Genomic DNA, 22,707 nt, shown 5'->3' with positions numbered 1-22,707 from the left:
TAATTAAATGACAATTGCAGTTTTTTTAAAGTTTATATTTGGCTTAGCGTTATTAGTTAAAGGAGCCGATTATTTAGTTGCAGGAGCTGGAAAATTAGCCACTTTAGCAGGAATTTCACCCTTAGTGGTGGGGTTAACTGTGGTTGCTTTTGGCACAAGCTCCCCAGAATTAGCAGTGAGTATTAAAGCGAACTTCACCGAACAAGCTGCCATTTCTGTAGGAAATGTGGTTGGGAGTAATATCACCAATATCTTATTAATTTTAGGTATTGCTGCAACAATTACCCCGTTAAAAGTTTCAGAAAAATTAGTCAGAATGGATGTTCCGATTATGATCGGGATTTCTATATTACTCTTATTTTGCAGTTTAGATGGTAATTTAGGGAAAGTTGATGGGGCATTATTCCTATTAGGAGGAATTGTTTATACCAGTTATCTGATTATTCAAAGTCGGCGCAATAATGCCTCACCTGAAGAAATTGTAGAAGAGTTTGATGTGATTCCAAAAGAGAACTCTTGGAAAGAATGGTTAATCAGTGCTGGTTTGCTATTAATTGGCTTGATTATGGTTGTTTTCGGATCAAATTGGTTAGTGTCAGGGGCAACTACTTTTGCAACGGCTCTAGGAATTAGCGAATTAGTAATTGGTTTGACAGTTGTTGCACTAGGAACATCTTTACCTGAATTAGCCACCTCAATCGCTGCAAGTATGCGAGGAGAAAGAGATATTGCAGTGGGAAATGTAGTTGGTAGTAATATCTTTAATATTTTAATTGTCTTAGGAACAGCCGGAATTATTGCCCCCACTGGGGTAGAAGTTTCTACGGCTGCCATTAATTTGGATATTCCCATTATGATTGCCGTTGCCATTGCCTGTCTTCCGATTTTCTTTAGTGGTAACTTGATCACTCGCGGAGAAGGGATTTTCTTTTGGTTTTATTACATCATTTACACGCTTTTCTTATTTTTAAAATCAACAGAACACGCAACACTGCCTGTTTTTAATACCGTTATGTTGTGGTTTGTGATTCCTATAACAGGTGTTACTTTAATAATTTTAACTTTGACCGCATGGCGCGATCGCGCTTTAAAAGCAGAGGAAAAATATAGTCACTCAGAAGTTCTGACTCAAAATAGAAACCACAAATAATCCTTTGGATATAGAGACTTTTAAGGAACAATATTTAATATATTACGTCATAATAGTTACAACCACTTAATTGTGTCTTACCAATGAGCATGAAAACATCCTTAAAACTTTTAAGCATTAGTCTGGTTACAACCACTGCATTAATCCTTTCGTCTGCCCTTGGAGAGACAACTCAAGCTAAAACTTCTCAACAGCCATTACAGATTACCCAAGCTACAGAAGATACTGAAGCGACTGAAACTGAAGATATTGTTGGGGTTGCTAGTGCAGATGAAACCTTTAGTACCCTTGTCTCTGCCGTAGAAGCAGCAGGTTTAGTAGAAACCTTACAAGGAGAAGAGCCATTGACTGTCTTTGCGCCTACAAATGACGCTTTTGAGGCTCTTCCTGAAGAAATTGTGGCATTTCTCTTAGAACCTGAGAATCAGGACTTGTTAGAGGAGCTTCTAACCTACCATGTGGTGGAAGGGAATGTCCTGTCAACGGACTTAGAAACAGGAATGGTTGATTCTCTTGGTGGAGAAATTGCCATCGAAGTTTCAGAAGAAGGAGTCATGGCGAATGAAGCAACGGTCATTGCAGCGGATGTAGAAGCTAGTAATGGAACTATTCATGCCATTGATAGCGTTCTCATTCCTGAAGGCTTCCTAGAGACAGTAGAAGCTCGTATGGCTGAGGCTGAAGAACCAGAAATGGATGCTGAAGAAGCTGAGGCTGAAGAACCAGAAATGGATGTTGAAGAGGCTGAGGCCAAAGACCTTGTTACTTTAGCTCAAAATGAAGAAGACTTTAGTACCCTAGTCGCAGCTGTAGAAACAGCAGGCTTAGTAGAAACGTTACAAGGAGAAGGGCCATTTACTGTCTTTGCGCCTACCGATGAAGCCTTCGATGCACTTCCAGAAGGAGTTTTAGAGTTTCTTTTAGAACCTGAAAATCAAGACCTGTTAGAAAGAATCCTAACTTACCATGTTGTAGAAGGAAATATCATGTCAACAGACTTAGAAACAGGCTCCATAGAATCTCTCGGTGGTGGCATTGCCATTAACGTTTCTGAAGAGGGAGTCAAGATTAATAATGCTGATGTTGTCCAAGCTGATGTGGAAGCTAGTAATGGCACCGTTCATATTATTGATACTGTCCTAGCTCCAGCCGGCTTTTTACAAACCGTGGAAGAGCGAATGAATTAACTAGCTAATTCTGATAAAAATTACCCTGATTACAGTCAATAGAGTGCGTAAACCCCGCGCTCTATTGTATATTAGGAGTAGTAGGATGATCTTCCCCATTGTTGGGTTTATCATTTTTTTTGACTCTCACTGAACAGGGTCTTAAACTTGCTCCGAGAAAACTACCTCGGATAACATTAAACGGAGGTTTACATGACATCTTTTGCCACTGCTTCTGCAAGAGCCGAAATGAATGAGTTACGGCGTTTAAAAACCTTACTTCCCCCAGAGTTACAAAGCTGGGTGATTGTTGAGGCGACAACAGAAGTGAATCCTCCCATTATTCGCAGTGAAGAAATCGGTCGGGATGAGGTGGAAATTCAAATTGATCTTGGAAAGTGGGAAAACCTTTCACTAGATCAACGGAACTTAATGTTCTGGCACGAAGTAGCTCGTATTCAAAATGATACTATTCCCAAAGAAGGTTGGGAAATGGCAGCTCTTGCTATTGGTTTAGGCGGTGCTGTTGGTGAATTGTGGGTGCAAGATGGTTTGTTACTAATTTTAGCTCTGGGCTTATGTGGGGTGTCTGGCTATCGGCTCTGGCAAAAGAATAATGGCACGAAGACCACTCAAGCCTTAATTGATGCTGATGAAAAAGCGATCGCGCTTGCTACTCGATTTGGATATAGTGTCCCCAATGCCTATAAAAGCCTCGGTAGTGCCTTAAAAACCCTCATTGAACAAACTCCTAACCGACGCGCTCGTAAAACCTACGAAACTCGGTTACAAGCCCTCCGTAAAAGTGCCTCGAAAGCAAAAGCAAGAATGCAGAATGACAAAAAAGGCGGAGCGGATGTTCCTGAAACGGAAGAAGAACCAATACGTCAGGAAGCCCCTAAACGCTCTCGCCCTCAAGCAAGACGGAAAAATTTACAACGTTAAAGCTGTCCGATCATTTTGTGAGTTTGTGGAATCACTCGTACTTCAGAAAGAGCTTCCTTAAAAAAAGATTGCCAGAATAGCACTTGTTCTGCGGTAGGAGGAGTGGGGGAATTCCCCTCTAAGGGCGTTACGGGCTGTAAGATGACAGGAATCTCAGAACTGACTTCTGCAATTATTGATCGCGCTTGTTGAAGATCCGCTTCTGTGGTTTCATTGGAAACAATTAGCTTGACAAATACTTCTTTTTGTGGTATGCAAATCTGTAAAAATTCCTTATGGGCGAGCCATCGTTCCTCCCCACTAACACTCGGCAGTTTCATATCCATGCCAATGCAGTCAAGCTGATCTAAAATTAAAGACAATTGTTGGGGGCGATGTCCGCCGGTTTCCAGATAAATGGGTAACTGAGTTATTGCTTTTAGTTTCGGTAAAAATTGCTGTAAAAACTTGGCATGAAGTAGGGGTTCACCACCAGTTAAGCTAATACTATCGTGCAATCGAGGCTGGTGTTGCTGTTTAATCCAGCTTAATAGTTGCTCTTCCTCAATGGGATTAGGGTAAATCTTAAAATCTCGCTGTCCTGGAGTTTCTTCAATGCGACATTGGCTATCTGCTTTCCAAGTATTGGCACTGTCACAAAACCAACAACGTAAGTCACACCCGCCAAAGCGAATAAAAATTTGTCGTGTTCCTACATTTAAGCCTTCTCCTTGAATTGCTGAGAAAACTTCAACGAGGTTAGCTGTGGCTGTTGTTACTAGAGTCATTTATTTCAAGTTTTGTCTAAGATTTTGTTTTCTGTTAGTTTCCCTTATAGTCGTTCCAATTCAGTTCCGTAGTGCAGCCATCTTGGCTGCTACTAGGGAGCAAGATGCTCCCACTACTTTTAGGTTGCTGTTTTTTATTTGGAATCACTATAATCCTTAGAATCTAATGAGGAGTGTTGAATAGAGTCAGCAACCTCAGATTGTGAGTAAACTTCCCAAGCTAAGTCAATTAACCCTCGAACAATTCCAACAGCAACCCCAACATTCCCTTTGCGTTTTTTCATGTGAATATTGGGAATGGTTAAGGAGTGCAATTTTTTCTTCATCCCCTCAATAGCAACCAACTTAGGAAAAGTAATAATTAACAATGCTGGCTGGATTTCTTGTTGCTCAATTAAATGAAAAAGTTGAGAAAATGTTGTTGCCTCTCGACCAATAATAAAAATGCCTTCTGGATGACATTTAGCTAATTTCAAAAAATGGTAACGGGGATGATCCTCAAAACAACAGTAAATGGGATTGGTGAAACTATTTTCGATCTCATCAGCAATCCCAGCTTCCACCATCGGACTATCCACAATGATGGGGGTTCGAGCGGCTAAAGCCGCAGCCCCAGCGCTAAGGACACGATCTGAAAAATAAATTTGAGATAGATAGTTAAAGTCACCTGTTTCGTAAATAACCCGCCGAATAATCTCATATTCAGACGGGGAAAAATGATGCTTTTCTACCTCTAAATCAATGGCCTGTAAACTCTTGGCTTCAACTTTAGTCCCTTCCATATCATCTTTTTTTTAGCTGGGCAAACCTTTCCCATTTTAATCTTGATTTCAATAATGCTGGCGACGGTGACTGGGGGGTTGTATTTTTTGTAAAGGCGGTAAAGGGGGTGGGCTATCTGATCCAGTGAGGTAACGAGTGCTTCGTTTTGCTTCTGATACACTACGCCGTTGATAATTTTGCCACCACCGTAGCGCGATCGCGCTTGTTCCCACTAATAATCCTAAACTCAGTAAACTCCAGCGTTCTCCAAAACCACCAATTAGGGCATTAACGCAACCTACTGTAAAAACAAAAGCAGAGATTGGTTCTTGGCGATAAGCACGAGTAATTAACCGTGGTAACACAATATTCATTGATTTCCTTAATCGTCAAATCTGAATGAAAAGTTCGTTCTAACTCTAGAGTAGCGAATTTCTAGATTAATCCTAGCCAAGATAATACGCCTTTTCCTGTTAACACTTCTAATAGCAGTAGGGACACAAAGCCAACCATCGCCGCACGACCATTCAGACGTTCAGCATAGCGATTAAAGCCAAATGTTGGTTCTTTGGTATTGGGAGTAACACTCGGTTGAGTCATTATTGGTTCTGTTCCGTAAACTTTTATGATTTAATGTATCACTATAAGACCATTTCTCAAACCCCTTCTATCTTTTATTATAGTCTATTGCCCAAGCGCGTAAGGCGATCAAGCCACTGCTATATTGCTCGTTAATCAATCACCCGAAAGCACGGGAGGCTACCACCGAGCGCGAAGCGGGTTAGGGTAGTTTATACGCAACTAATCGTTTCTAGAAATGGTCTTAGAATCTTCTCATCAATGGAAAAAGTTATTTATCTTTAATTTACGATGGCGAGGGGGAGTTTTAATTACCCTGCCATTAATTTGTCTATTAACAGCAGTAATTATGATTGCAGGGTTTCGTGCTCAAACCCTTGAGGCAAGACGACAAGAACAAAACAGCCAACAAGTTTTGAACACTGCTAATCGCTTATTATTAGCGTTACAAAAGGCAGAAGCAGCCGCTAGAGGCTATAGTGTCACTGAAGATGAGGCTTTTAAGGGGAATTACCAACAAGCTAAACAAGTAATTGAACAAGAACATGAAACGCTACGAGAATTGTTACGAGAAACTGAAGAAAGACAATTAGCTACCATTAGTAATACTGCTGAAACACAAGTACAATACTTAGAAACAACGATTGCAATTGGTCAAGATATCAATGTTTTAGAGGATGATTTATCTCCGCTAAGTGAACAATTATTGGAAAATCAAGTTCAACTTGAAGAACTAGAAAGCGCGATCACGCAGTTTATTCAACAACAAGAAGCCGAACAAGAACAACGGGAACAGCAAGTAGAAAACTGGGCAAGACGAACTAATCAAGTGCAATGGCTTGCCTTACTGATTGGGTTAGGCGCAACTGGCGGTGGCATTTATCTTTTTGCCAGTTTAGAGCGCCAACTGGCTGAATATACTAACCGCATTGAAGAAAGTAATGCCTATCTAGCCCGTACCACTGAAACCCTTAAAAAACGGAATCAAGAATTAGATCAATTTGCTTATATTGTTTCCCATGATCTGAAAGCCCCCCTCCGCGCTATTTCTAATCTTTCTACTTGGCTAGAAGAAGATTTACGAGATAAATTAGACCCTGATACTCAGTATCAAATGGATTTATTAAGAGGGCGAGTCCATCGCATGGAAAGCCTTATTAATGGCATCTTAGAATACTCTCGGGTAGGAAGAACTTCCTCACAAATCGAAACCGTCAATGTAGAATTTTTACTGCAAGAAATTATCGACTCTCTTGCTCCTCCTCCTGAATTTACCATTAAAATTATTCCCCCAATGCCTACTTTTAAAACTGAACGTTTCCTTTTACAACAAGTTTTTAGTAACTTAATTAGTAATGCCATCAAGCACCATAATTCCTCTCATGGTACAATTAATATTAGGTCAACCGAATTAGAAACCGTTTATCAATTTGAAGTTGAAGATGACGGTCCGGGGATTGATCCGAAATTTCATGACAAAATTTTTGTTATGTTCCAAACTTTAGAGGCTCGGGATAAAACTGAAAATACGGGCGTTGGCTTGGCAATTATAAAAAAAAATAATTGAAAATAAAGGAGGAACAATCACCATGAATTCAGTAATGGAAAAAGGGACAACTTTTCGTTTCACTTGGCCCAAAGTTATAACCAGTGACCGAAAATAACAATGCCCAAAAAACAATTAAATATTCTCTTAGTAGAAGACGATCAAGTTGATGTAATGACAGTGCAGAGAGCATTTAAGAAAAATAATCTCTTGGAAAAACATCGGCTATTTATCGCTTACAATGGCATAGAAGCCCTGAGCCTCTTAAAAGGAAAAAGCAATGAAAAAATGCCACCGGATAATCGTTTAGTCTTACTAGACTTAAATATGCCTAAAATGGGAGGGATCGAATTCTTACACCAACTCAGGGCTGATCCTTCTCTGCAAGCAACCTCTGTCATTGTTCTGACGACATCTGACGAAGATAGAGATAGAGTAGAAGCATATAAACTTAATGTTGCCGGATATATTATCAAGCCTGTAACCTTTGATAAATTTGTGGATATGATTGCAGTAATTGATCAATACTGGCAATTGAACCAACTCCCTAGAAATTATCCTTATTCTTAGCAATGCCATGGTTAAAGTGTTATTAGTGGAAGATGATACAGTGGATCAGATGGCAGTCTGTCGTGCTTTACAAAAAGGGACGGAACAAAGCCTGACCATTATCACTGCTGACACTTGTGCTAGGGCCATAGAGGAACTTGAAACTCACGAAGATATTGAATGTGTTTTTTTAGACTATCGCCTTCCTGATGGTGATGGTTTGAGTTTAATTCAGCAAATTCGAGGTAAACTGAGTAAATTGCCTTTAGTGGTTTTAACTGGGCAAGAAGATCATCAAGTAGCAGTGGACTTGATGAAAGCTGGCGCGATCGATTATTTATCGAAAGATACCTTATCTCCAGAAAATCTCTCTCAAAGTCTTCATCGGGCGATTCGAGTTTATCAGGCTGAAAAAGAAGCAGAAGCAGCTAATGCCCGTTTGCGAGAAAGTGAGGAACGGTATCGCTTAGTTTTAGAAGGATCAAATGAGGGGATTTGGGATTGGAATATTGAATCACAGGTAGTCTATTGTAATGATCGCTTCCTCAAAATGATTGGACTCTCTGCAGGGGAACGAGAAATTGATAAAGATTGCTTTTATGAGCAAATTCATCCTGATGATCGAGGGGAAGTGAAAAATAGCATCCAAAACTGCATCCTTGGTAAAAGCTATCAACTAGAGGTGGAGTTTCGCGTCCGTCATAGTTCCGGAGAATATCGTTACTGTATTGCGAGAGGAAAATCTCAAAAAAATCATGCTGGACAACCAACTCGCATTTCCGGGGTTTTAATTGATATTACCGAAAGGAAACGCAATGAAGTTCGCAGTCGTTTTCTTGCCGAAGCCAGTCAACTACTTTCTTCTTCTCTAGATTATCGCACCACTTTAGAAAATTTAGCTCGGTTAGCTGTTCCTCGTCTAGCTGATTGGTGTGCTATCGATGTGGTAGAACCAGAAGGGGTTTATGGGAGTCCTCCTCGCTTAAAACGTATTGCTGTTGCCCATGTCAATCGCGAAAAAGCAAGTTTAGTCTGGGAACTACAACAATATCTTAATCAAGAACGAGCGCGGCATTATGGTAGTCCAGCAGTTTTAAGGAGTCATACCTCTGAAGCCTGTTTTCAGGTCAATGCCACGAAAAATGAAGTAATGGCAGTGGATCAAAAACATTTGGAACTTTTAGAGAGTTTAAATTGTCGTTCCTATATTTGTGTTCCCCTTGCTATGGGTGAGGAAATTTTTGGCACGATTCTATTTGCTACCAGTGAATCTGGCCGACGTTATACCCAAGCTGATCTCACTTTAGCAGAAGATTTAGCCCAACGCGCTGCTTTAGCCATTGAAAATGCCCGTCTTTATAAAGAAGCCCAAGAAGCAACGGATCATTTACGCAACACTTTTCGGATTTTGCAGGAACAAGAACAACAACTGCGAACGTTGCAACAATTGACTAATTTATTGAATCAGCGCTTGAGTAGTTTACCCGAATTATTAAAAGTAATGGCTCAAGCTACTTATAAAACAATGGATGCAGATGTTTGTTTTATTGCTTTGTATAATTCTCGTCAAGAAATTATGCTGAAAGTGGTAGCGGGGGAAAAAACTGAAAATATTGATTTGACACAAGTATTTTCTTTAAACTCGGGCGTTTTAAAATCAGTTTTTAGAACGGGAGAGCCTCAAATTTATAAGAATACGCAAGAGTTAGAGAGTCTTCCTGATGTGATTTATGGCGTCGCAATTGAATCAGCTAAGTCAGGGCGATTGGGAATTTTAGCTGTGGGAAAATGGGGAGAGGACTCTGATGGTGAGTTTAAGCCTCAAGATCAAACTTTATTAAAAGCCGTGGGAGAACAAGCCGCGATCGCGATCGATAATGCGAGATTAATTAAAAGTTTAGAAGAAGGAGAAGAACGTCTCGAACAACAAAATAAAATACTCGCTCAGCAAAATCAGGAACTAGAAAAACAACAGCGCCATATTAAACTACAAAATATAAAACTCTTAGAAGCCACTCGTCTCAAGTCTCAATTTATTGCCACGATGTCCCATGAATTGCGAACCCCGATGAATGCGATTATTGGGTTTTCACAACTTCTATTAAGACAGGGAAAAGATAACTTAAAATCGCAACAGCTACAGATGGTAGATCGCATTTTAAGTAATGGCAAAACGCTTTTAACATTAATTAATGATATTCTTGATCTTTCCAAAATGGAAGCAGGACGAATGGAGTTACGTTTAGAAAGATGTAATTTAACAACAATCGTTTCTAATACGGTTGAAGAAATGCGATCTCTGGCTGATGAAAAAAAAATTACTTTAAGTTTTAATTCAAAAGTGGCTAACCCTTATATTACTAATGATAGCAATCGTTTGCGTCAAGTAATTGTTAATTTACTCTCCAATGCTATCAAATTTACTGATGAGGGTTCAGTTATAGTGACAATTAGTGATCCTGAAAAAGATTGGGTAAGAATAACGGTTCAAGATACGGGAATTGGGATAAGTTCAGAAAAACAAATAGAAATTTTTGAGGCTTTTCGACAGGTTGATCAAAGCCTCACTCGAAAATACGCAGGAACAGGATTAGGGTTAGCCATTACTGATTCTCTGGTTACTTTGATGGGGGGAGAAATATTATTGGATAGTCAAGTGAATGAGGGGTCTTATTTTGAAGTTAAAATTCCTCGCTATGTTCAAGAACAAGAGCAATCTTCAGCCCAAATGAATCATTTATATTAACTTCTGGTAAAAAAAATATAAAAAAGCTAGATACCAGTTAAACTTTCCTAATATTGTTAACTCCTGCTATAATTGAGCAAAATGCTACGAGGTTAAACTTTATTTTCCCAATAGTTATTGGTAAAAAAGGCTTGGGTTATCGTTACTAATTTTTCAAAATAATATGAGGTACAAAAATTGTTTTTATTAAAATCATCTCAATTGTTAGGTAAATTAACTTTTTTATTAATTTTATTAGTAATAACTGACACTAAAGACGCGATCGCGAGGAATGATTCTTTTTGTCACAGTGATTTATCAGAGGAAATAGAAGAAATTATTGCTGAGTCTAAATCAGGAGTTCGTTGGGGAATCATGATTCAATCTCAAACGTCAGATGAGGTAGTTTACGAAAGAAACTCTGATGAATTTTTTATTCCCGCCTCTAATGTCAAGTTATTTACAAGTGCGGTCGCATTAACTCAATTAGACTCTGATTTTGAAATTACAACTCCTATCTATCAGCAGGGAAATCCTCCTCGTTTGGAGGGTTTAAATATTACGGGTCAAGGAGATCCGAGTTTAACCACCAGTGATTTAGAAAAATTGGCAACCACCTTAAAAGAAAGTGGAGTAGAAGAAATAGATACGGTTATTTTAGAAACTGGATATTTTTCTCAACCTTACTTAAATTCAACTTGGGAATGGGAAGATGTTTACGCCTTTTATGGAAGCCCTGCTAATAGTTTGATTTTAGATGAAAATTCTGTCAATCTCACCTTAACGCCAACAACAGTGGGGGAAGCAGTTAATAAAGATTGGGAAAACGCGATCGCGGCTTCTCAATGGGATGTCGAATCTAATGTTATTACCACCCCTGCTGAGAGTGACTCTAACCTGAATTTAAGAGGACAACTGGGGACTGCTGAAATTTACTTAAGCGGAGAACTCCCTGAAGATCGAGAAGAAGCAGTTTGGGGATTAGCAATTCCCAATCCTGATCATTACTTTCGAGATACTTTACTAGCCACTCTTGGAGAAAAAGGCATTCAAGTTAGAAATATTGAATTCTCCGAAGGTAGTAGCGAAAGGGGAGAAGAAATGATGAGGTTTAATTCCCCACCACTTTCAGAATTATTAGAAAAAGTAAATCTGGAGAGTAATAATTTATATGCAGAATCTTTGTTGAGAATTTTTATTGCAGAATCTCCCGAAGAAGATATGGAAGTCATGGAAGAGTCATTAACAGGATTAGGAATTAACTCGGATCATTATCATTTTGCTGATGGATCAGGGTTGTCTCGTCGTAATTTAGTGACTCCTAGCGCGATCGCGCAACTCTTAAAAAATATCTCCTTAACTGAAGCTGAGGACATTTTCCGTTCCTCTTTACCAGTAGCTGGTGTAAGCGGAACCTTAGAAAACCGATTTCAGGATACCCCTCTCGAAGGTAACTTACAAGCTAAAACAGGAACAATGACTGGTATTTCTGCTTTATCAGGTTATGTAGAACTTCCTAATTACCAGCCATTAGTCTTTAGTCTTATGGTGAATCATTATCAAGTTTCTGCTTCCGAAAAACGGGAAATGATGGATAACATTTTAGTTTTATTATCTCGCTTAGAAGAATGCTAAATTTATTGTTGACTAATTTCACTGATCAACATCTGAATCATCGAGGAATCAGAAGCATCAGGAAAATGAGCAACATAGGTTTTCAGATCAGCGATCGCAGTTTGGTTGTCTCCTAATTGATAATGAAGTAAGCCGCGATCGCGCTGTTCTCTAATCGCATCCGGAAATATTAATAATAACCGCTCAATGACTCCTAACGCGCGGTGTAAATCCTGTTGATTAATATAAATGAGCTTTAAATTAGTCAACATTCGAGCTAAAAATTCTTTTTTCGTAACCGCTTCTAAAAATTGATCATCTAAAGTTACGGGTTGACCAAAAATCTCTTGTAAGCGCTGTTCACAATCTTCAGGAAATAATACCTCCCCTTTGTGAAAAGCATCCACAAAAATGCCAGCATTCTTAAACTCAGGACGAATTAAAAAATGTCCAGGCATCCCAATTCCCACCATCGGAAAGTCAATGCGACGGGCAACCTCTAAATACACTAATGCTAAAGTAATAGGAATCCCGGTGCGGCGTTCCATTACCTCATTGAGAAAGCTATTACGGGGATCATAATAATTCTCCTCATTCCCCACAAAACCCAAATCATCATACAAAACTTGGTTAATACATTGAATCACCCGTAACGGATAACGTTCTTCTGGAAGTAAAGCCTGGACTTGTTGCGCCCATTCATCTAATTGTCTTAAATAGGTTTCAAGATCAAGCGTCGGTGTTTCTTCTTGTGCTAGATAAAGAGCGGCTTTCGCTAAATCAATTTCTTCATCAGCTAAACTTACCTCTTGAGCAAAATTTTCCCTTGCTAGTGACATCAATCTAAATCCCGTCGTCCTTCTAACGCCCGTGCTAGCGTAATCTCATCAGCATATTCTAAATCTCCCCCCATGGGCAAACCAAAAGCAATGCGAGTGACGCGAGTAAAAGGCTTAAGCAATTGACCTAAATATAACGTAGTTGTATCTCCCTCAACACTGGGACTAATAGCAAGAATAACCTCCTTGACCTCATTTTGGCTAACTCGTTCCACCAAGGGCTGGATATGCAGTTGTTCGGGCCCAATACCATCCATCGGTGAAATTACGCCTCCTAACACATGATACTTCCCTGAATATTCGCGAGTTTTTTCTAAAGCAATAACATCACGGGAGTCTGGAACCACACAAATGGTACTCTCATCGCGGTTAGGGTTGCGACAAATTTCACAGATCGGATCAGCCGTGAGGTGAAAGCAAACTTGACAAAGCCCAATTTGTTTTTTAGCGTCAATCAGGGCATTTGCAAGAGCTTCAATTTCCTGTTCTGGTTGTTTTAAAACATGAAAGGCTAGGCGCTGGGCAGTTTTGGGGCCAACACCAGGCAAACCTTGCAGACGTTCAATTAATCGGGCTAGGGGGGGTGTGTAATTTGTCGTGGCTTTTCCTCCAATTCATTCTCTGGTCTTAATATTAACAATCTCTTAAATTGATACTGTTAACTTGCTTTTTTCTCCTGAGATAAAATAATCCAAGTGGAAACACTAGAAATCATTAAAATCAAGAGAGAAGCCTCTGCCGCCGTTGCAAACGCCGCATCCTCAGCAGTAGCTTGCCAAATTTGAGTGGCTAAGGTTTTAAATCCAATGGGGGCTAAAATGAGAGTTGCTGGTAACTCTTTCATAGCAGTGAGAAAAATTAGCATTGCGCCACTAATAATCCCAGGTCGTACTAAAGGAAGCGTAATTTCACGAAAGGTTTGCCAAGAATTACGCCCTAAACTGTGCGCCGATTCTTCTAAGGAAGGGTTAACCTGCAATAATGATCCTCGTATGGTTCCCACGGCTTGCGGTAAAAAGAGAACTAAATAAGCAAACACCAACATGGGCATTTCTTGATAAATAAACTGGGCATAACTAGAGCCAAAAAAGACTAAAGCAAGGGCGATGACAATGCCAGGAGTGCCAAAACCAATATAAGAGCAACGTTCTAAAATGGTCGTAAAACGATTACGGAAACGCACTGATAAAATCGCGATGGGAATGGCAAAAATCGTGGCAACTAAAGCCCCTAACCCGGCTGCATAAATTGAATTCCAAACAATTTCCCAAAGCGGCACCGCTTGGAAGCTAGTATAACCGACACCCCCAAATAGGGTACTACGGAAAAGCCAAAATAAAATTACTCCTACAGGAATTACCAATGTCAGAAACACAATTAAACTGACAAATAGAAGTGCTACCCATTTCCAACGCCCTAGAGGAATGATTGTTGGGGGCTTCATTGCGCCAGAACTGGTCGTATAGTAAGTAGCCCCTGCACGTCTGAGCTTAAATTCTAAAAGCAAAATCCCCATTACCAGCAACATTAAAACTAAAGCCAAAGCGGCTGCTAGGGTTCGATCAAAGGCGGCTCTGTATTGGGTAAAAATGACGCGGGTAAAGGAGTCAAATCGCAACATGGCTGGTGTGCCAAAATCTTGAATCGAATAGAGAGCGACTAGTAAACTGCCACTGGCAATTGCGGGTTTGAGTTGGGGAAAGGTAATCCGAAAAAAGGTTTGTCGTTGACTATAACCAAGGCTTCTCGCTGCTTCTTCTAAAGAAGGATTCATCCCTAAAAGGGCGGCGCGTACAGTTAGCATAATATAGGGATAAGTTAAAAGCCCAATCACGATAACAACCCCAAACCAGCCATAAACGGATGGTAAGCGATCAACTCCCAAGGGTTCTAAAATGATTTGTAAAACACTGCCTCGGGGTCCAGCAAAGGCAAGAAGGGCAAAACTCCCAACATAAGTGGGAATGGCTAAGGGTAATGTAGTCGCTACCAGCCAAAATCGTTTGCCAGGTAAATCAGTTCTTGTTGTCAAAAAAGCTAAGGGAACTGCAACCAGGACAGCTAAAAGGGTAATCCCTGCTACCATGGAGAGGGTATTAAAAATCGTTTCAAGGGTGCGCGATCGCGTCAGAATTGATAAAAACTCATCTACCCCTGACTGAGTAGCCCGTAGCACCAAATACACTGGCGGTAATATCATGCCAAGGGCAGTAATGCTCGCTATTAGCAATAAAAACAAGGGGGGTTGTCCCTTGCGATTAACATTGAAAAAATTAAATAATTTCCCTCGCGATCCCTTAGTGAATGACTTATTCATGAAAGTGATACTATAATTAAAGCATTTCCTGTTTATTTCGGAAACATAGCCCAGACAAACCCCTAATTAATGTCTAGGCTAAATTTTCCCAAACTGCGACCTAGATCATAACACTCCAGCTTCTTGTAAGAGGGAGAGTGTTCCTTCTAGGTCTTCCAAGTTGCCCAAATCAATCTCTGGCGGATCAATTTCATCAAGTTCTAATTGATCTGCAGGAGGTTCCATGCCCGGAATAAGCGGATATTCTTTGGTTTCTGCGGCAAAAAAGGTTTGCGATTCTTCGCTCACTAAGTAATTAATAAATTCAAAGGCTTGGGATGTATCATCGGCGGTATCAAGCACAGAAACGCCAGCGATATTAACCATACTGGCAGCATCGCCACGGGTGTAGTGATGTTGAACTGGGAAATCAGGATCATCGGCTAAAAAGCGAAAGAGATAATAGTTATTCACCAGTCCCATATCAACTTCACCGCGACCAATCGCTTCTACCGTGGTGGTATTATTGGAATATACTTGAGGATCATTGGCGTTCATGTCTTCTAACCATTGTTTCGTGCGCTCATCTCCTTCTACCAGTCTCATAGCGGTGACAAAGGCTTGAAAAGAACCATTGGTTGGAGCCCAACCGACACGCCCTCGATATTCTTCGCTTGTTAAGTCCCAGACAGAATCAGGTAATTCGTCTTCATCAACTTGATTTTCGTTATAGGCGACTACCCTTGACCGTCCAGTAATTCCCATCCACTGACCATCTTCATCACGAAAACGGCTATCTACCTTGTTGAGGATTTCACTGGGAATGGTGACGGTTCGTCCCTCTTGTTTCAATGCGCCTAAAGCTCCAGCATCTTGACCGAAAAATAGATCAGCAGGGCTATTTTCTCCTTCTTCCATGATGGTTGTGGCAAGTTCGGCGGTGTCACCGTAACGAACCTCAATATTAAAGCCTAAGTCTTCTTCGGCTTGTTGAATTAAGGGCCCAATTAGGTCTTCACCCCGTCCCGAATAAATGGTGAGGGTGTCTTCTTCAGGTTGGAGAGGGTTACATCCACCAAGCATCACCCCAACTAGGGCAACCCCTGATATTCCAGCGATAACATACTGACGTTGCATGATAATAGATTGTACTTTCTTTCTAGTATTTGCAGTTATTTTGTTGCTTAGTTGAGAACTAATTGCAACACTATTGATAGATATTATCACTAACTTAGGGGAATAACAAGAAATTTTTGCAATAGCTTAAAAGTAAATTTAGGACTTAAACTAGTACAAGGAAGTTTATACACAAGTACAAGTAAAGAATGAAACTTAGCAGACGCTCTTTTCTCAGTGCAGGATCACTAACCGCAACTCTCGCTGTTACGGGGTTAAGCAGCCAAAAACTAAGTCTTGGAGGAGAGATTAATATTTATTCTTCTCGCCACTATGACACGGATGAGATGCTCTATGAGGATTTTACGAAACAAACGGGAATTAAAGTTAATCGCTTAAAGGGGAATGCAGATGAACTGATTACTCGGATTCAAAATGAAGGGCGCAATAGTCCTGCTGATATTTTACTCACTGTTGATGCCGCGCGGTTGTGGCGAGCAGAGGAAGCTGGAATTTTCTCGCCAGTCTCTTCTGAGGTTTTAGAGGAAAGTATTCCTAAAAATCTTCGTCATCCTGAGGGGCTATGGTTTAGCTTAACCAAACGCGCTAGGGTGATTATGTATAATAAGACGCAAGTTGATCCGTCTGAGTTATCTACTTATGAGGATTTAGCAACAGAAAAGTGGCGCGATCGCGCTGTTGTGCGTTCTTCTAACAATGTCTATAATCAATCTTTAGTGGCTTCTCTCATTGCCAATATCGGAGAAGAGGCAACCGAGCAGTGGTGTCGAGGAATTGTTAAAAATATGGTCAGACCGCCCCAAGGTGGAGACATGGATCAAATTAAAGCCGTTGCCGCAGGATTAGCGGATGTCACTCTTGCGAATACTTATTATTTAGCCCGATTTGCGCCTGGTCATGTTGCCAGTAACCCGAATATTTTTGATCGCATTGGGGTATTTTTTCCCAACCAAAACGGACGAGGAGCGCACGTTAATGTCAGTGGTGGCGGGGTGGTGAAAACTGCACCCAACCGAGAAGGGGCAATTCGCTTTTTAGAATACCTTGCCAGTCCTCCAGCCCAAGCAATTTTTGCCCAAGGAAATAGTGAATATCCCGTTGTTCCCAATGTTCCTTTAGACCCTGTTATTGCGCGATTTGGCGAATTTAAGGAGGATCAAGTGAATGTTTCCCAATTAGGAAACAATAACCCTTTAGCCGTGAAAATCATGGATCGCGCAGGATGGCGGTAAGATTAGTCATTAGTCATTACTCATTGGTCATTAGTCATTAGTCATTGGTCATTAGTCATTAGTCATTAGTCATTGGTCATTGGTGATTAGTCATTAGTCATTGGTTTACAAAGGACGAAGGACAAAGGACAAACAACGAAGAACAAACAACAAAGGACAAAGGACAAATGTAATTTAGTTACGGGATAGCCATTTTTGGCCATTGAGACGCTGTACAGTGTACATCACCAATAGCTCTAAATTGACTTTGCGCTCATCAATCATAAAAGACTCAATGGTACTGGGGGGAGCGTCGCTAGCACTATAACAAAAGGCTTTTTCCCCCTTAATATCGTCCTCTAAGAAGTAAACATTAAAGCGACGCTTTCCGCCATCCCACTTGCCAACAACTTGCGAACACTCATCAATACCAGCCAGGGGCAACTTATCTTTTTTAAATTCAAGTTCTAAATCTTGAATCCCCTCCTGAGTGAGAGCTTCTTTTAAGGCTGGTTGATAATGCTGTTCGATAAATTCAGGAAATGGTTTATCTTCAATTGGCGGTTCTTCTTCTTTTTTGTTTTCCTTTTTGGCACTCGAACCTTTCTGGCTATCGCTTGACTTAGCCGTGGTTTGCTTGGATGTTTCTTTTTCCTTTTTAGCAGCCGAGGCTTTTTTAGACTCAGAATTCTCGGAATTATTTTCTGAGTTACCTGAGGCTTGCTTGGATGTTTCTTCTTCTGACATAACTTTCTCGTTATTTGTGATTTGTGATTTTTAATGTGTTATTGGGCTACAAACAACAAAGGACAAAAAAATAAGAATGTCCCTCAAGAAGCGTGAAAACTGCTATAGAGAGTTATAGACGTTCCAACCAAAGAACGCCTCTTGATCATCTCTTGATTAATTCCGAGTTGAACCACCAGCAACAGCGGGAACAATGCTCACCTCATCCCCATCTTGTAGAGTGGTTTTTTCGTGCTCTAGAAAGCGAATGTCCTCACTATTGACGTAGAAATTTAAGAAACGACGGAGTTTTCCTTCTTCGTCTCTTAAACGTCCCTTAAAGCCCGGATATTCTTGCTCAAGGGTTTCTACTAATTCCTTAACATTACTGCCATTGCATTCTAAAACAGCTTGATTATCGGTATATTTTTGTAAGACGGTGGGAACTAAAACCTTTACGCTCATGTTTCTCTCGTTATTCAATACTTGTCATTTATTTTGGGTTAACCAAGGCATCTTCTACTTCAGAAGAGGGTTAACTCATCATAATAAACTACCCTAGACAAGACATTATACTAACACTTGTTGCCATTCTAGGCGATCAAGGGTACGAGACCGTTGCCAGGCTCGCTCGAAACTGTCTAAGTTGGGGTCAATGGCGAGGGGTTCACCAATATAATCTTGTATCGCTTCTTGAGTTTTTAAGCCATTACCGGTAATGTAAGCGACGGTGCTTTCGTCAGGGTCAATTTTGCCCGCTTCTACCAGCTTTTTCAACACAGCAATTGTGGTTCCTCCTGCGGTTTCGGTAAAGATACCTTCGGTTTCGGCAAGAAGTTGAATCCCTTCGATAACTTCTGCATCAGTAACATCTTCAATATTGCCTTGAGTTTTACGAGCAATGTCAAGGGCATAAACGCCGTCGGCTGGGTTGCCAATAGCAATTGATTTTGCAATGGTATTCGGTTTAACCGGTTTAATGAAGTCGCGCCCTTCTTTGAAGGCTTGGGAAATGGGAGAACACCCTTCGGCTTGTGCGCCACTGAAACGAACGTCTTTATCTTCTACTAAGCCTGTTTTAACAAATTCTTGGAATCCTTTATGAATTTTGGTATAAAGAGAACCAGAAGCGAGGGGGGCAACCACGTGATCGGGAAGTTTCCAGCCTAATTGTTCAGCGACTTCATAGCCAAGCGTTTTTGAGCCTTCTGAATAGTAGGGACGGAGGTTAATATTCACAAAGCCCCAGCCATGATTGTTGGCGACTTCACTACAGAGGCGGTTCACTTGGTCATAGTTGCCTTTGACAGCCATGACAGTGGGGCTATAAATTAAGGTTCCCAGAACTTTTCCAATTTCGAGATCGGCCGGAATAAAGACACAACATTCTAAACCGGCGTGAGCGGCGATCGCTGCGGTGGAGTTTGCAAGGTTCCCCGTACTGGCGCAAGAAACGGTAGAAAATCCAAACTCTCTAGCTTTAGTTAGGGCGACGGACACAACACGATCTTTAAAGCTGAGGGTGGGCATATTCACCGCATCGTTTTTGATATAAAGCTCTTTTAAGCCTAAACGACGGGCCAGACGATTGGATTTAATCAGAGGAGTCATTCCTGTGCCGACATCAATGACATCTCCAGTCACGGGTAAAAACGGTTTGTACCGCCAGATCGACTTCGGTCCAGCAGCAATGCTTTCACGACTGACTTGTTCCCGAATTGCATCATAGTCATAAGCGACCTCCAAGGGGGCAAAGGTTTCTTCACACACATGAAGGGGTAATAAATCGTATTCAGTGCCTCCTTCTTTTGACACTAATTTCGTATAAGTCGGCTTCGCATTAGCAGTTTTAGTTGCAACAACCATGAGTTGATCTCCTTTGATATCTCAATTCGCTTGATACTAACACAGCGCGATCGCAGCGTCAATTAATCCAGACTATTTTTGTCGGGATTAAAATAATAAGATGGCAAATTTAACTCTCATTCGTAAATCAGTTTAATTTAGGAGTTGGTTGTAGCTGCAGTATCAAATTTTTGCACAAGAGTCAGCAGGGTTTGGGCAACGGAGCTAGTATCGAGGGGATTAACCACTTGTAAGGGAGGAGAATTACTGGCAGAAAAGCCGAGCGCGATCGCGATGTTGTCTGTTCCCCAAGCTTTATCACAATCCGTATGAGTAATCCCAATCATCATCGGAATTTGAACTCGTTGGTTCATAAATGTCATAATCCGCCGAGCCGAACGAAATTCTTGCGGCTGATTCGCTGCCACCAATAAAATGTAGGCATGAGCTTTACGAATTAACAAATCCCACATAAAGTCGAACCGTTCTTGACCAGGGGTTCCATAAAGGTGCATGGCAAATTCTGGGCTAAATCGGAGCTTCCCAAAATCCATAGCGACAGTGGTTTTTGCTTTTATCTCTTTCGTTTCATCAGTAGCGATTGCATCTGTATCCACCACATCAATTTCACTGACAGAGTGAATAAAGGTTGATTTCCCTGCGCTCACAGGACCGGTAATGACTAAGCGCATTAATTCCATAGCTTAACCTAATATTAATTACTGTGCTTTACTCTGTAAAAAGCTCGTCAACTGATTTAAGAAAGAGTGACTCACTGTTGCAGGTTCTTGAATTTCCTCTTCAGATGTGGTGTCTGTCTCAGGTGGCAACATTTCCGCCATGGGAAGTTCCTCTACAATGCCAATGACAATGAGACGAAAAGCAATTTGCTGCACTTTTTCGAGAGGAATTTGTAACTTATTTGCCATGGTGGAGAGAGCCGTTTTTCCATTTGAATATTTCCAAACCTCCCATTCTTCTGCACTCAGAGTATAAGATGGTTCGGTATTGATTAAAGAAATTAAACCGGAATTGGCTTCAGGAAGTTTATCAGCGAGGGGAGTCCAATTTTTGAGCATCCGTAACCCCATTAGAGTTAATTCTGTTGCTGGTTTACTCAAACCGGTCATTTCTGCAAAGGAGGGGGCAACCCCCTGTTCAAATAAGAAGAACCCCCGATCCAGCTTAAAAAGACTGCAAACCTGTTGCATCACTTGGGTCACAAATAAGAGTTTAAGCTGATTGTGATCTAAAAGCCCTTGAGATTTTAGGCTTAAACCTAGAGGCTTATCCCCTTTGCTATTTTGATAGATTTCTTTCAAGGTTTCTTCTCTTACCCAACCCCGTTTTGTCATAAGTGTCTGTAAACCTTGATGATCTTTACGATCAGCAGCAGCAATGATACGTCCTTGTTTAAACCAAATATAGTATTTTTGGTCAGGGGCAGTTTCCTGTTTAGAAAGATTGGTTGGTTTTAACTCTCGAATGGAAAGTAAGCCTGTTTTTTCTCCTTGTTCGAGAACTTGAAATGTCTCTCCGAGAGAAAAATCGTTGAGAAAACCGCTAAGTGCCATTATTCTACCTATTATTCCTTAATTTTAGAGTGTAAAGTCTTTAGAGTTTAACTAAAAACCGAGCGCAGTTCTTGTAAAATGCGTTTGATCTCTAGCATTAACACTCCCTGTTTTGCCTCATGACTTGCTAATACTAAAAATAGGGACTCTTCGGTACAACTGGTTAAAATGCCATAACCGTCTCCCCCTTCAACAAAAATCCTTTCCACATTGCCGCGGGATAGTTCTTTACCAATTCGTTCTCCTAATGACAACATCGAAGCTGACATAGCGGACACCCGATCTTCATCCATTTGTCCAGGAAGAGTTGTAGCAAGGGGGAGTCCATCAGGAGTAACCAAAGCCGCTCCTTGAATATCACTGGTTGTACTGACAAATTCTTGAAGAATTTGATTTAATTTTTCAACGTTAATTCCCATTATTTTCTCCTTTTCTGCTCTTTGTTAAATACTTTCTATTTCCTGGTGTTAGCCTAATCCTTGTAAAAGTCTTCTGGCTAAACGTTCATTGCCCACTAATTCTACAAGGTGATTAAGTTGGTTATCTTCGTAGGCTTGATTAAATATGGCAATATCTAAAGCAGTCACTTTTTGCACCGCTTCTTTCGCTTTTTCAGGATTACTTCCAGTTTCAGCAATTTTTTCACCATGAGCGTTAATAATATCAATCATTGCTAAAGGGTAACGGACTGGTAAGCCAATTTTTACGTGAATATGACCAATTCTCAACCGCTGCTTAACATAGTCTTGATCGTAATTTCCCCTAAATAGATCTAAGAACCAATTTCCAATCATTTTGTGTAGATACTCCATGTCTTTACCCTCGAAGTATTCTTTGGTCATTTCATGGGCAAATAACCTACTATAAAAGTCGTCTGTCATTTCGCGAACTCGTTTTTCAGCTTCAGGGTAAAGCTCTTTTAATAGATTAATATCTTCACTAGTTAAGTTCATTAACTGTACTAGGTCTTCATAAATCGCTTCATCTTTTATTGCCCAACTTTGTCTGTCTTGTGCCATTTTGATTCTCTTTATTCTTTCTTTAGAATTTCTGAATGAGTAGAGAAATAACCTCTTGGAAACTCACTTTAGAGAGTCTATCATATTGTCCTTTTTCTTGCATGATTAAGTTTTGTTAAGAAAACTTAAAAATTACTGTTTTAAGGACTCAAGTCAATGAAGGAAGACTGATTATAATCATTCTTTCAAAGTCTGACAAAAGATCTGTATTTAAATAAAAGCAAGAAAGCGCGATCGCGCACTTAAATCTTTTTACC

Annotated in this window: 23 protein-coding genes; 8 read left to right on the top strand and 15 right to left on the bottom strand. The window is 40.5% G+C overall.

Annotated elements, in window-relative coordinates; genetic code table 11:
* Nucleotides 1-7: 7 nt before the first annotated feature.
* The 3 genes from FRE64_RS04225 (at nucleotide 8) to FRE64_RS04210 (ending at nucleotide 3,261) form a co-directional block, all read left to right on the top strand.
* Nucleotides 8-1,150: a calcium/sodium antiporter gene (locus FRE64_RS04225; protein ID WP_146294811.1), complete on the top strand. Its 1,143-nt coding sequence runs from the start codon at nucleotides 8-10 to the stop codon at nucleotides 1,148-1,150.
* 89 nt (nucleotides 1,151-1,239) lie between these two features.
* Nucleotides 1,240-2,337 carry a fasciclin domain-containing protein gene (locus tag FRE64_RS17810; RefSeq protein WP_246140394.1) on the top strand — a complete coding sequence of 366 codons (1,098 nt, stop codon included), beginning with the start codon at nucleotides 1,240-1,242 and terminating at the stop codon, nucleotides 2,335-2,337.
* A 192-nt stretch (nucleotides 2,338-2,529) separates the two neighbouring features.
* Entirely contained in the window at nucleotides 2,530-3,261 is a 732-nt protein-coding gene (locus FRE64_RS04210; protein WP_146294810.1) for a DUF3318 domain-containing protein, read from the top strand.
* On the opposite strand, the gene FRE64_RS04205 is transcribed toward FRE64_RS04210, so the two are convergent.
* The 4 genes from FRE64_RS04205 to FRE64_RS04190 form a co-directional block, all read right to left on the bottom strand.
* Entirely contained in the window at nucleotides 3,258-4,028 is a 771-nt protein-coding gene (locus FRE64_RS04205) for a 7-carboxy-7-deazaguanine synthase QueE (RefSeq protein ID WP_146294809.1), read from the bottom strand. The genes FRE64_RS04210 and FRE64_RS04205 overlap by 4 nt on opposite strands.
* Nucleotides 4,029-4,162: 134 nt before the next feature.
* On the bottom strand, nucleotides 4,163-4,810 hold the full coding sequence (locus FRE64_RS04200; RefSeq protein ID WP_146294808.1) for a precorrin-8X methylmutase: 648 nt from the start codon (nucleotides 4,808-4,810) through the stop codon (nucleotides 4,163-4,165).
* Nucleotides 4,811-4,858: 48 nt separating this feature from the next.
* Nucleotides 4,859-5,164 carry a hypothetical protein gene (locus FRE64_RS04195; RefSeq protein ID WP_146294807.1) on the bottom strand — a complete coding sequence of 102 codons (306 nt, stop codon included), beginning with the start codon at nucleotides 5,162-5,164 and terminating at the stop codon, nucleotides 4,859-4,861.
* A 61-nt stretch (nucleotides 5,165-5,225) separates the two neighbouring features.
* Entirely contained in the window at nucleotides 5,226-5,390 is a 165-nt protein-coding gene (locus FRE64_RS04190; protein WP_146294806.1) for a chlorophyll a/b-binding protein, read from the bottom strand.
* Between the two features lie 217 nt (nucleotides 5,391-5,607).
* Here FRE64_RS04190 and FRE64_RS04185 point away from each other — a divergent pair, with 217 nt between their 5' ends.
* The 4 genes from FRE64_RS04185 (at nucleotide 5,608) to dacB (ending at nucleotide 11,824) form a co-directional block, all read left to right on the top strand.
* Nucleotides 5,608-6,936: a sensor histidine kinase gene (locus FRE64_RS04185; RefSeq protein ID WP_246140393.1), complete on the top strand. Its 1,329-nt coding sequence runs from the start codon at nucleotides 5,608-5,610 to the stop codon at nucleotides 6,934-6,936.
* A gap of 99 nt (nucleotides 6,937-7,035) precedes the next feature.
* Complete coding sequence (locus FRE64_RS04180) at nucleotides 7,036-7,485, top strand: response regulator (protein ID WP_146294805.1); 450 nt, start codon at nucleotides 7,036-7,038, stop codon at nucleotides 7,483-7,485.
* Nucleotides 7,486-7,492: 7 nt separating this feature from the next.
* Entirely contained in the window at nucleotides 7,493-10,210 is a 2,718-nt protein-coding gene (locus tag FRE64_RS04175) for an ATP-binding protein (RefSeq protein WP_146294804.1), read from the top strand.
* A gap of 201 nt (nucleotides 10,211-10,411) precedes the next feature.
* Nucleotides 10,412-11,824, top strand: coding sequence for a D-alanyl-D-alanine carboxypeptidase/D-alanyl-D-alanine endopeptidase (gene dacB, locus FRE64_RS04170; RefSeq protein ID WP_246140392.1), 1,413 nt, complete (start codon nucleotides 10,412-10,414; stop codon nucleotides 11,822-11,824).
* A 2-nt stretch (nucleotides 11,825-11,826) separates the two neighbouring features.
* On the opposite strand, the gene FRE64_RS04165 is transcribed toward dacB, so the two are convergent.
* From FRE64_RS04165 to FRE64_RS04150, 4 genes are all read right to left on the bottom strand, one after another.
* Entirely contained in the window at nucleotides 11,827-12,642 is an 816-nt protein-coding gene (locus FRE64_RS04165) for a SirB1 family protein (protein WP_146294803.1), read from the bottom strand.
* Nucleotides 12,642-13,199, bottom strand: a complete 558-nt coding sequence (recR, locus tag FRE64_RS04160; RefSeq protein ID WP_246140416.1) for a recombination mediator RecR — start codon at nucleotides 13,197-13,199, stop codon at nucleotides 12,642-12,644. The genes FRE64_RS04165 and recR overlap by 1 nt, the downstream gene beginning before the upstream one ends.
* Nucleotides 13,200-13,300: 101 nt before the next feature.
* Nucleotides 13,301-14,881, bottom strand: a complete 1,581-nt coding sequence (locus FRE64_RS04155; protein WP_246140391.1) for an ABC transporter permease — start codon at nucleotides 14,879-14,881, stop codon at nucleotides 13,301-13,303.
* A gap of 183 nt (nucleotides 14,882-15,064) precedes the next feature.
* Nucleotides 15,065-16,075 (bottom strand): iron ABC transporter substrate-binding protein, encoded by a 1,011-nt coding sequence (locus FRE64_RS04150; RefSeq protein WP_186708963.1) that lies wholly within the window; start codon nucleotides 16,073-16,075, stop codon nucleotides 15,065-15,067.
* A gap of 188 nt (nucleotides 16,076-16,263) precedes the next feature.
* Here FRE64_RS04150 and FRE64_RS04145 point away from each other — a divergent pair, with 188 nt between their 5' ends.
* Nucleotides 16,264-17,307 (top strand): Fe(3+) ABC transporter substrate-binding protein, encoded by a 1,044-nt coding sequence (locus FRE64_RS04145; protein WP_146294800.1) that lies wholly within the window; start codon nucleotides 16,264-16,266, stop codon nucleotides 17,305-17,307.
* Nucleotides 17,308-17,481: 174 nt separating this feature from the next.
* Here the strand turns inward: FRE64_RS04145 and FRE64_RS04140 are convergent, their stop codons facing one another.
* The 7 genes from FRE64_RS04140 to FRE64_RS04110 all read right to left on the bottom strand — a co-directional run bounded on the left by FRE64_RS04140 (nucleotide 17,482) and on the right by FRE64_RS04110 (nucleotide 22,450).
* On the bottom strand, nucleotides 17,482-17,844 hold the full coding sequence (locus FRE64_RS04140; RefSeq protein WP_390622266.1) for a DUF2996 domain-containing protein: 363 nt from the start codon (nucleotides 17,842-17,844) through the stop codon (nucleotides 17,482-17,484).
* 345 nt (nucleotides 17,845-18,189) lie between these two features.
* Nucleotides 18,190-18,477: a MoaD/ThiS family protein gene (locus FRE64_RS04135; protein WP_146294798.1), complete on the bottom strand. Its 288-nt coding sequence runs from the start codon at nucleotides 18,475-18,477 to the stop codon at nucleotides 18,190-18,192.
* A 105-nt stretch (nucleotides 18,478-18,582) separates the two neighbouring features.
* Entirely contained in the window at nucleotides 18,583-19,878 is a 1,296-nt protein-coding gene (gene thrC, locus FRE64_RS04130) for a threonine synthase (protein WP_146294797.1), read from the bottom strand.
* A 137-nt stretch (nucleotides 19,879-20,015) separates the two neighbouring features.
* Nucleotides 20,016-20,558, bottom strand: coding sequence for a GTP-binding protein (locus FRE64_RS04125; RefSeq protein ID WP_146294796.1), 543 nt, complete (start codon nucleotides 20,556-20,558; stop codon nucleotides 20,016-20,018).
* Nucleotides 20,559-20,576: 18 nt separating this feature from the next.
* Nucleotides 20,577-21,431 (bottom strand): DUF4388 domain-containing protein, encoded by an 855-nt coding sequence (locus tag FRE64_RS04120; protein WP_146294795.1) that lies wholly within the window; start codon nucleotides 21,429-21,431, stop codon nucleotides 20,577-20,579.
* Nucleotides 21,432-21,478: 47 nt separating this feature from the next.
* Nucleotides 21,479-21,850: a roadblock/LC7 domain-containing protein gene (locus tag FRE64_RS04115; RefSeq protein WP_146294794.1), complete on the bottom strand. Its 372-nt coding sequence runs from the start codon at nucleotides 21,848-21,850 to the stop codon at nucleotides 21,479-21,481.
* 48 nt (nucleotides 21,851-21,898) lie between these two features.
* Nucleotides 21,899-22,450, bottom strand: a complete 552-nt coding sequence (locus FRE64_RS04110) for a protoglobin domain-containing protein (RefSeq protein ID WP_146294793.1) — start codon at nucleotides 22,448-22,450, stop codon at nucleotides 21,899-21,901.
* Nucleotides 22,451-22,707: the final 257 nt, after the last annotated feature.

The organism is Euhalothece natronophila Z-M001 (genome assembly GCF_007904085.1).
Taxonomy (GTDB): domain Bacteria; phylum Cyanobacteriota; class Cyanobacteriia; order Cyanobacteriales; family Rubidibacteraceae; genus Halothece; species Halothece natronophila.
Note: the sequence above shows the minus strand (reverse complement) of the source record. Positions and strands in the feature narration are given on the sequence as shown.

Excerpts from the sequence above, each read along its gene's own strand:
- FRE64_RS04195 (WP_146294807.1), bottom strand. The coding sequence starts at position 5,164 with ATGAATATTGTGTTACCACGGTTAATTACTCGTGCTTATCGCCAAGAA.
- thrC (WP_146294797.1), bottom strand. The coding sequence starts at position 19,878 with ATGGTTGTTGCAACTAAAACTGCTAATGCGAAGCCGACTTATACGAAA.
- FRE64_RS04150 (WP_186708963.1), bottom strand. The coding sequence starts at position 16,075 with ATGCAACGTCAGTATGTTATCGCTGGAATATCAGGGGTTGCCCTAGTT.
- FRE64_RS04210 (WP_146294810.1), top strand. The coding sequence starts at position 2,530 with ATGACATCTTTTGCCACTGCTTCTGCAAGAGCCGAAATGAATGAGTTA.
- FRE64_RS04175 (WP_146294804.1), top strand. The coding sequence starts at position 7,493 with ATGGTTAAAGTGTTATTAGTGGAAGATGATACAGTGGATCAGATGGCA.
- FRE64_RS04225 (WP_146294811.1), top strand. The coding sequence starts at position 8 with ATGACAATTGCAGTTTTTTTAAAGTTTATATTTGGCTTAGCGTTATTA.
- FRE64_RS04205 (WP_146294809.1), bottom strand. The coding sequence starts at position 4,028 with ATGACTCTAGTAACAACAGCCACAGCTAACCTCGTTGAAGTTTTCTCA.
- FRE64_RS04125 (WP_146294796.1), bottom strand. The coding sequence starts at position 20,558 with ATGGAATTAATGCGCTTAGTCATTACCGGTCCTGTGAGCGCAGGGAAA.
- FRE64_RS04185 (WP_246140393.1), top strand. The coding sequence starts at position 5,608 with ATGGTCTTAGAATCTTCTCATCAATGGAAAAAGTTATTTATCTTTAAT.
- FRE64_RS04115 (WP_146294794.1), bottom strand. The coding sequence starts at position 21,850 with ATGGGAATTAACGTTGAAAAATTAAATCAAATTCTTCAAGAATTTGTC.
- FRE64_RS04165 (WP_146294803.1), bottom strand. The coding sequence starts at position 12,642 with ATGTCACTAGCAAGGGAAAATTTTGCTCAAGAGGTAAGTTTAGCTGAT.
- FRE64_RS04110 (WP_146294793.1), bottom strand. The coding sequence starts at position 22,450 with ATGGCACAAGACAGACAAAGTTGGGCAATAAAAGATGAAGCGATTTAT.
- FRE64_RS04180 (WP_146294805.1), top strand. The coding sequence starts at position 7,036 with ATGCCCAAAAAACAATTAAATATTCTCTTAGTAGAAGACGATCAAGTT.
- FRE64_RS04135 (WP_146294798.1), bottom strand. The coding sequence starts at position 18,477 with ATGAGCGTAAAGGTTTTAGTTCCCACCGTCTTACAAAAATATACCGAT.
- FRE64_RS04145 (WP_146294800.1), top strand. The coding sequence starts at position 16,264 with ATGAAACTTAGCAGACGCTCTTTTCTCAGTGCAGGATCACTAACCGCA.
- FRE64_RS17810 (WP_246140394.1), top strand. The coding sequence starts at position 1,240 with ATGAAAACATCCTTAAAACTTTTAAGCATTAGTCTGGTTACAACCACT.
- FRE64_RS04200 (WP_146294808.1), bottom strand. The coding sequence starts at position 4,810 with ATGGAAGGGACTAAAGTTGAAGCCAAGAGTTTACAGGCCATTGATTTA.
- FRE64_RS04120 (WP_146294795.1), bottom strand. The coding sequence starts at position 21,431 with ATGGCACTTAGCGGTTTTCTCAACGATTTTTCTCTCGGAGAGACATTT.
- FRE64_RS04190 (WP_146294806.1), bottom strand. The coding sequence starts at position 5,390 with ATGACTCAACCGAGTGTTACTCCCAATACCAAAGAACCAACATTTGGC.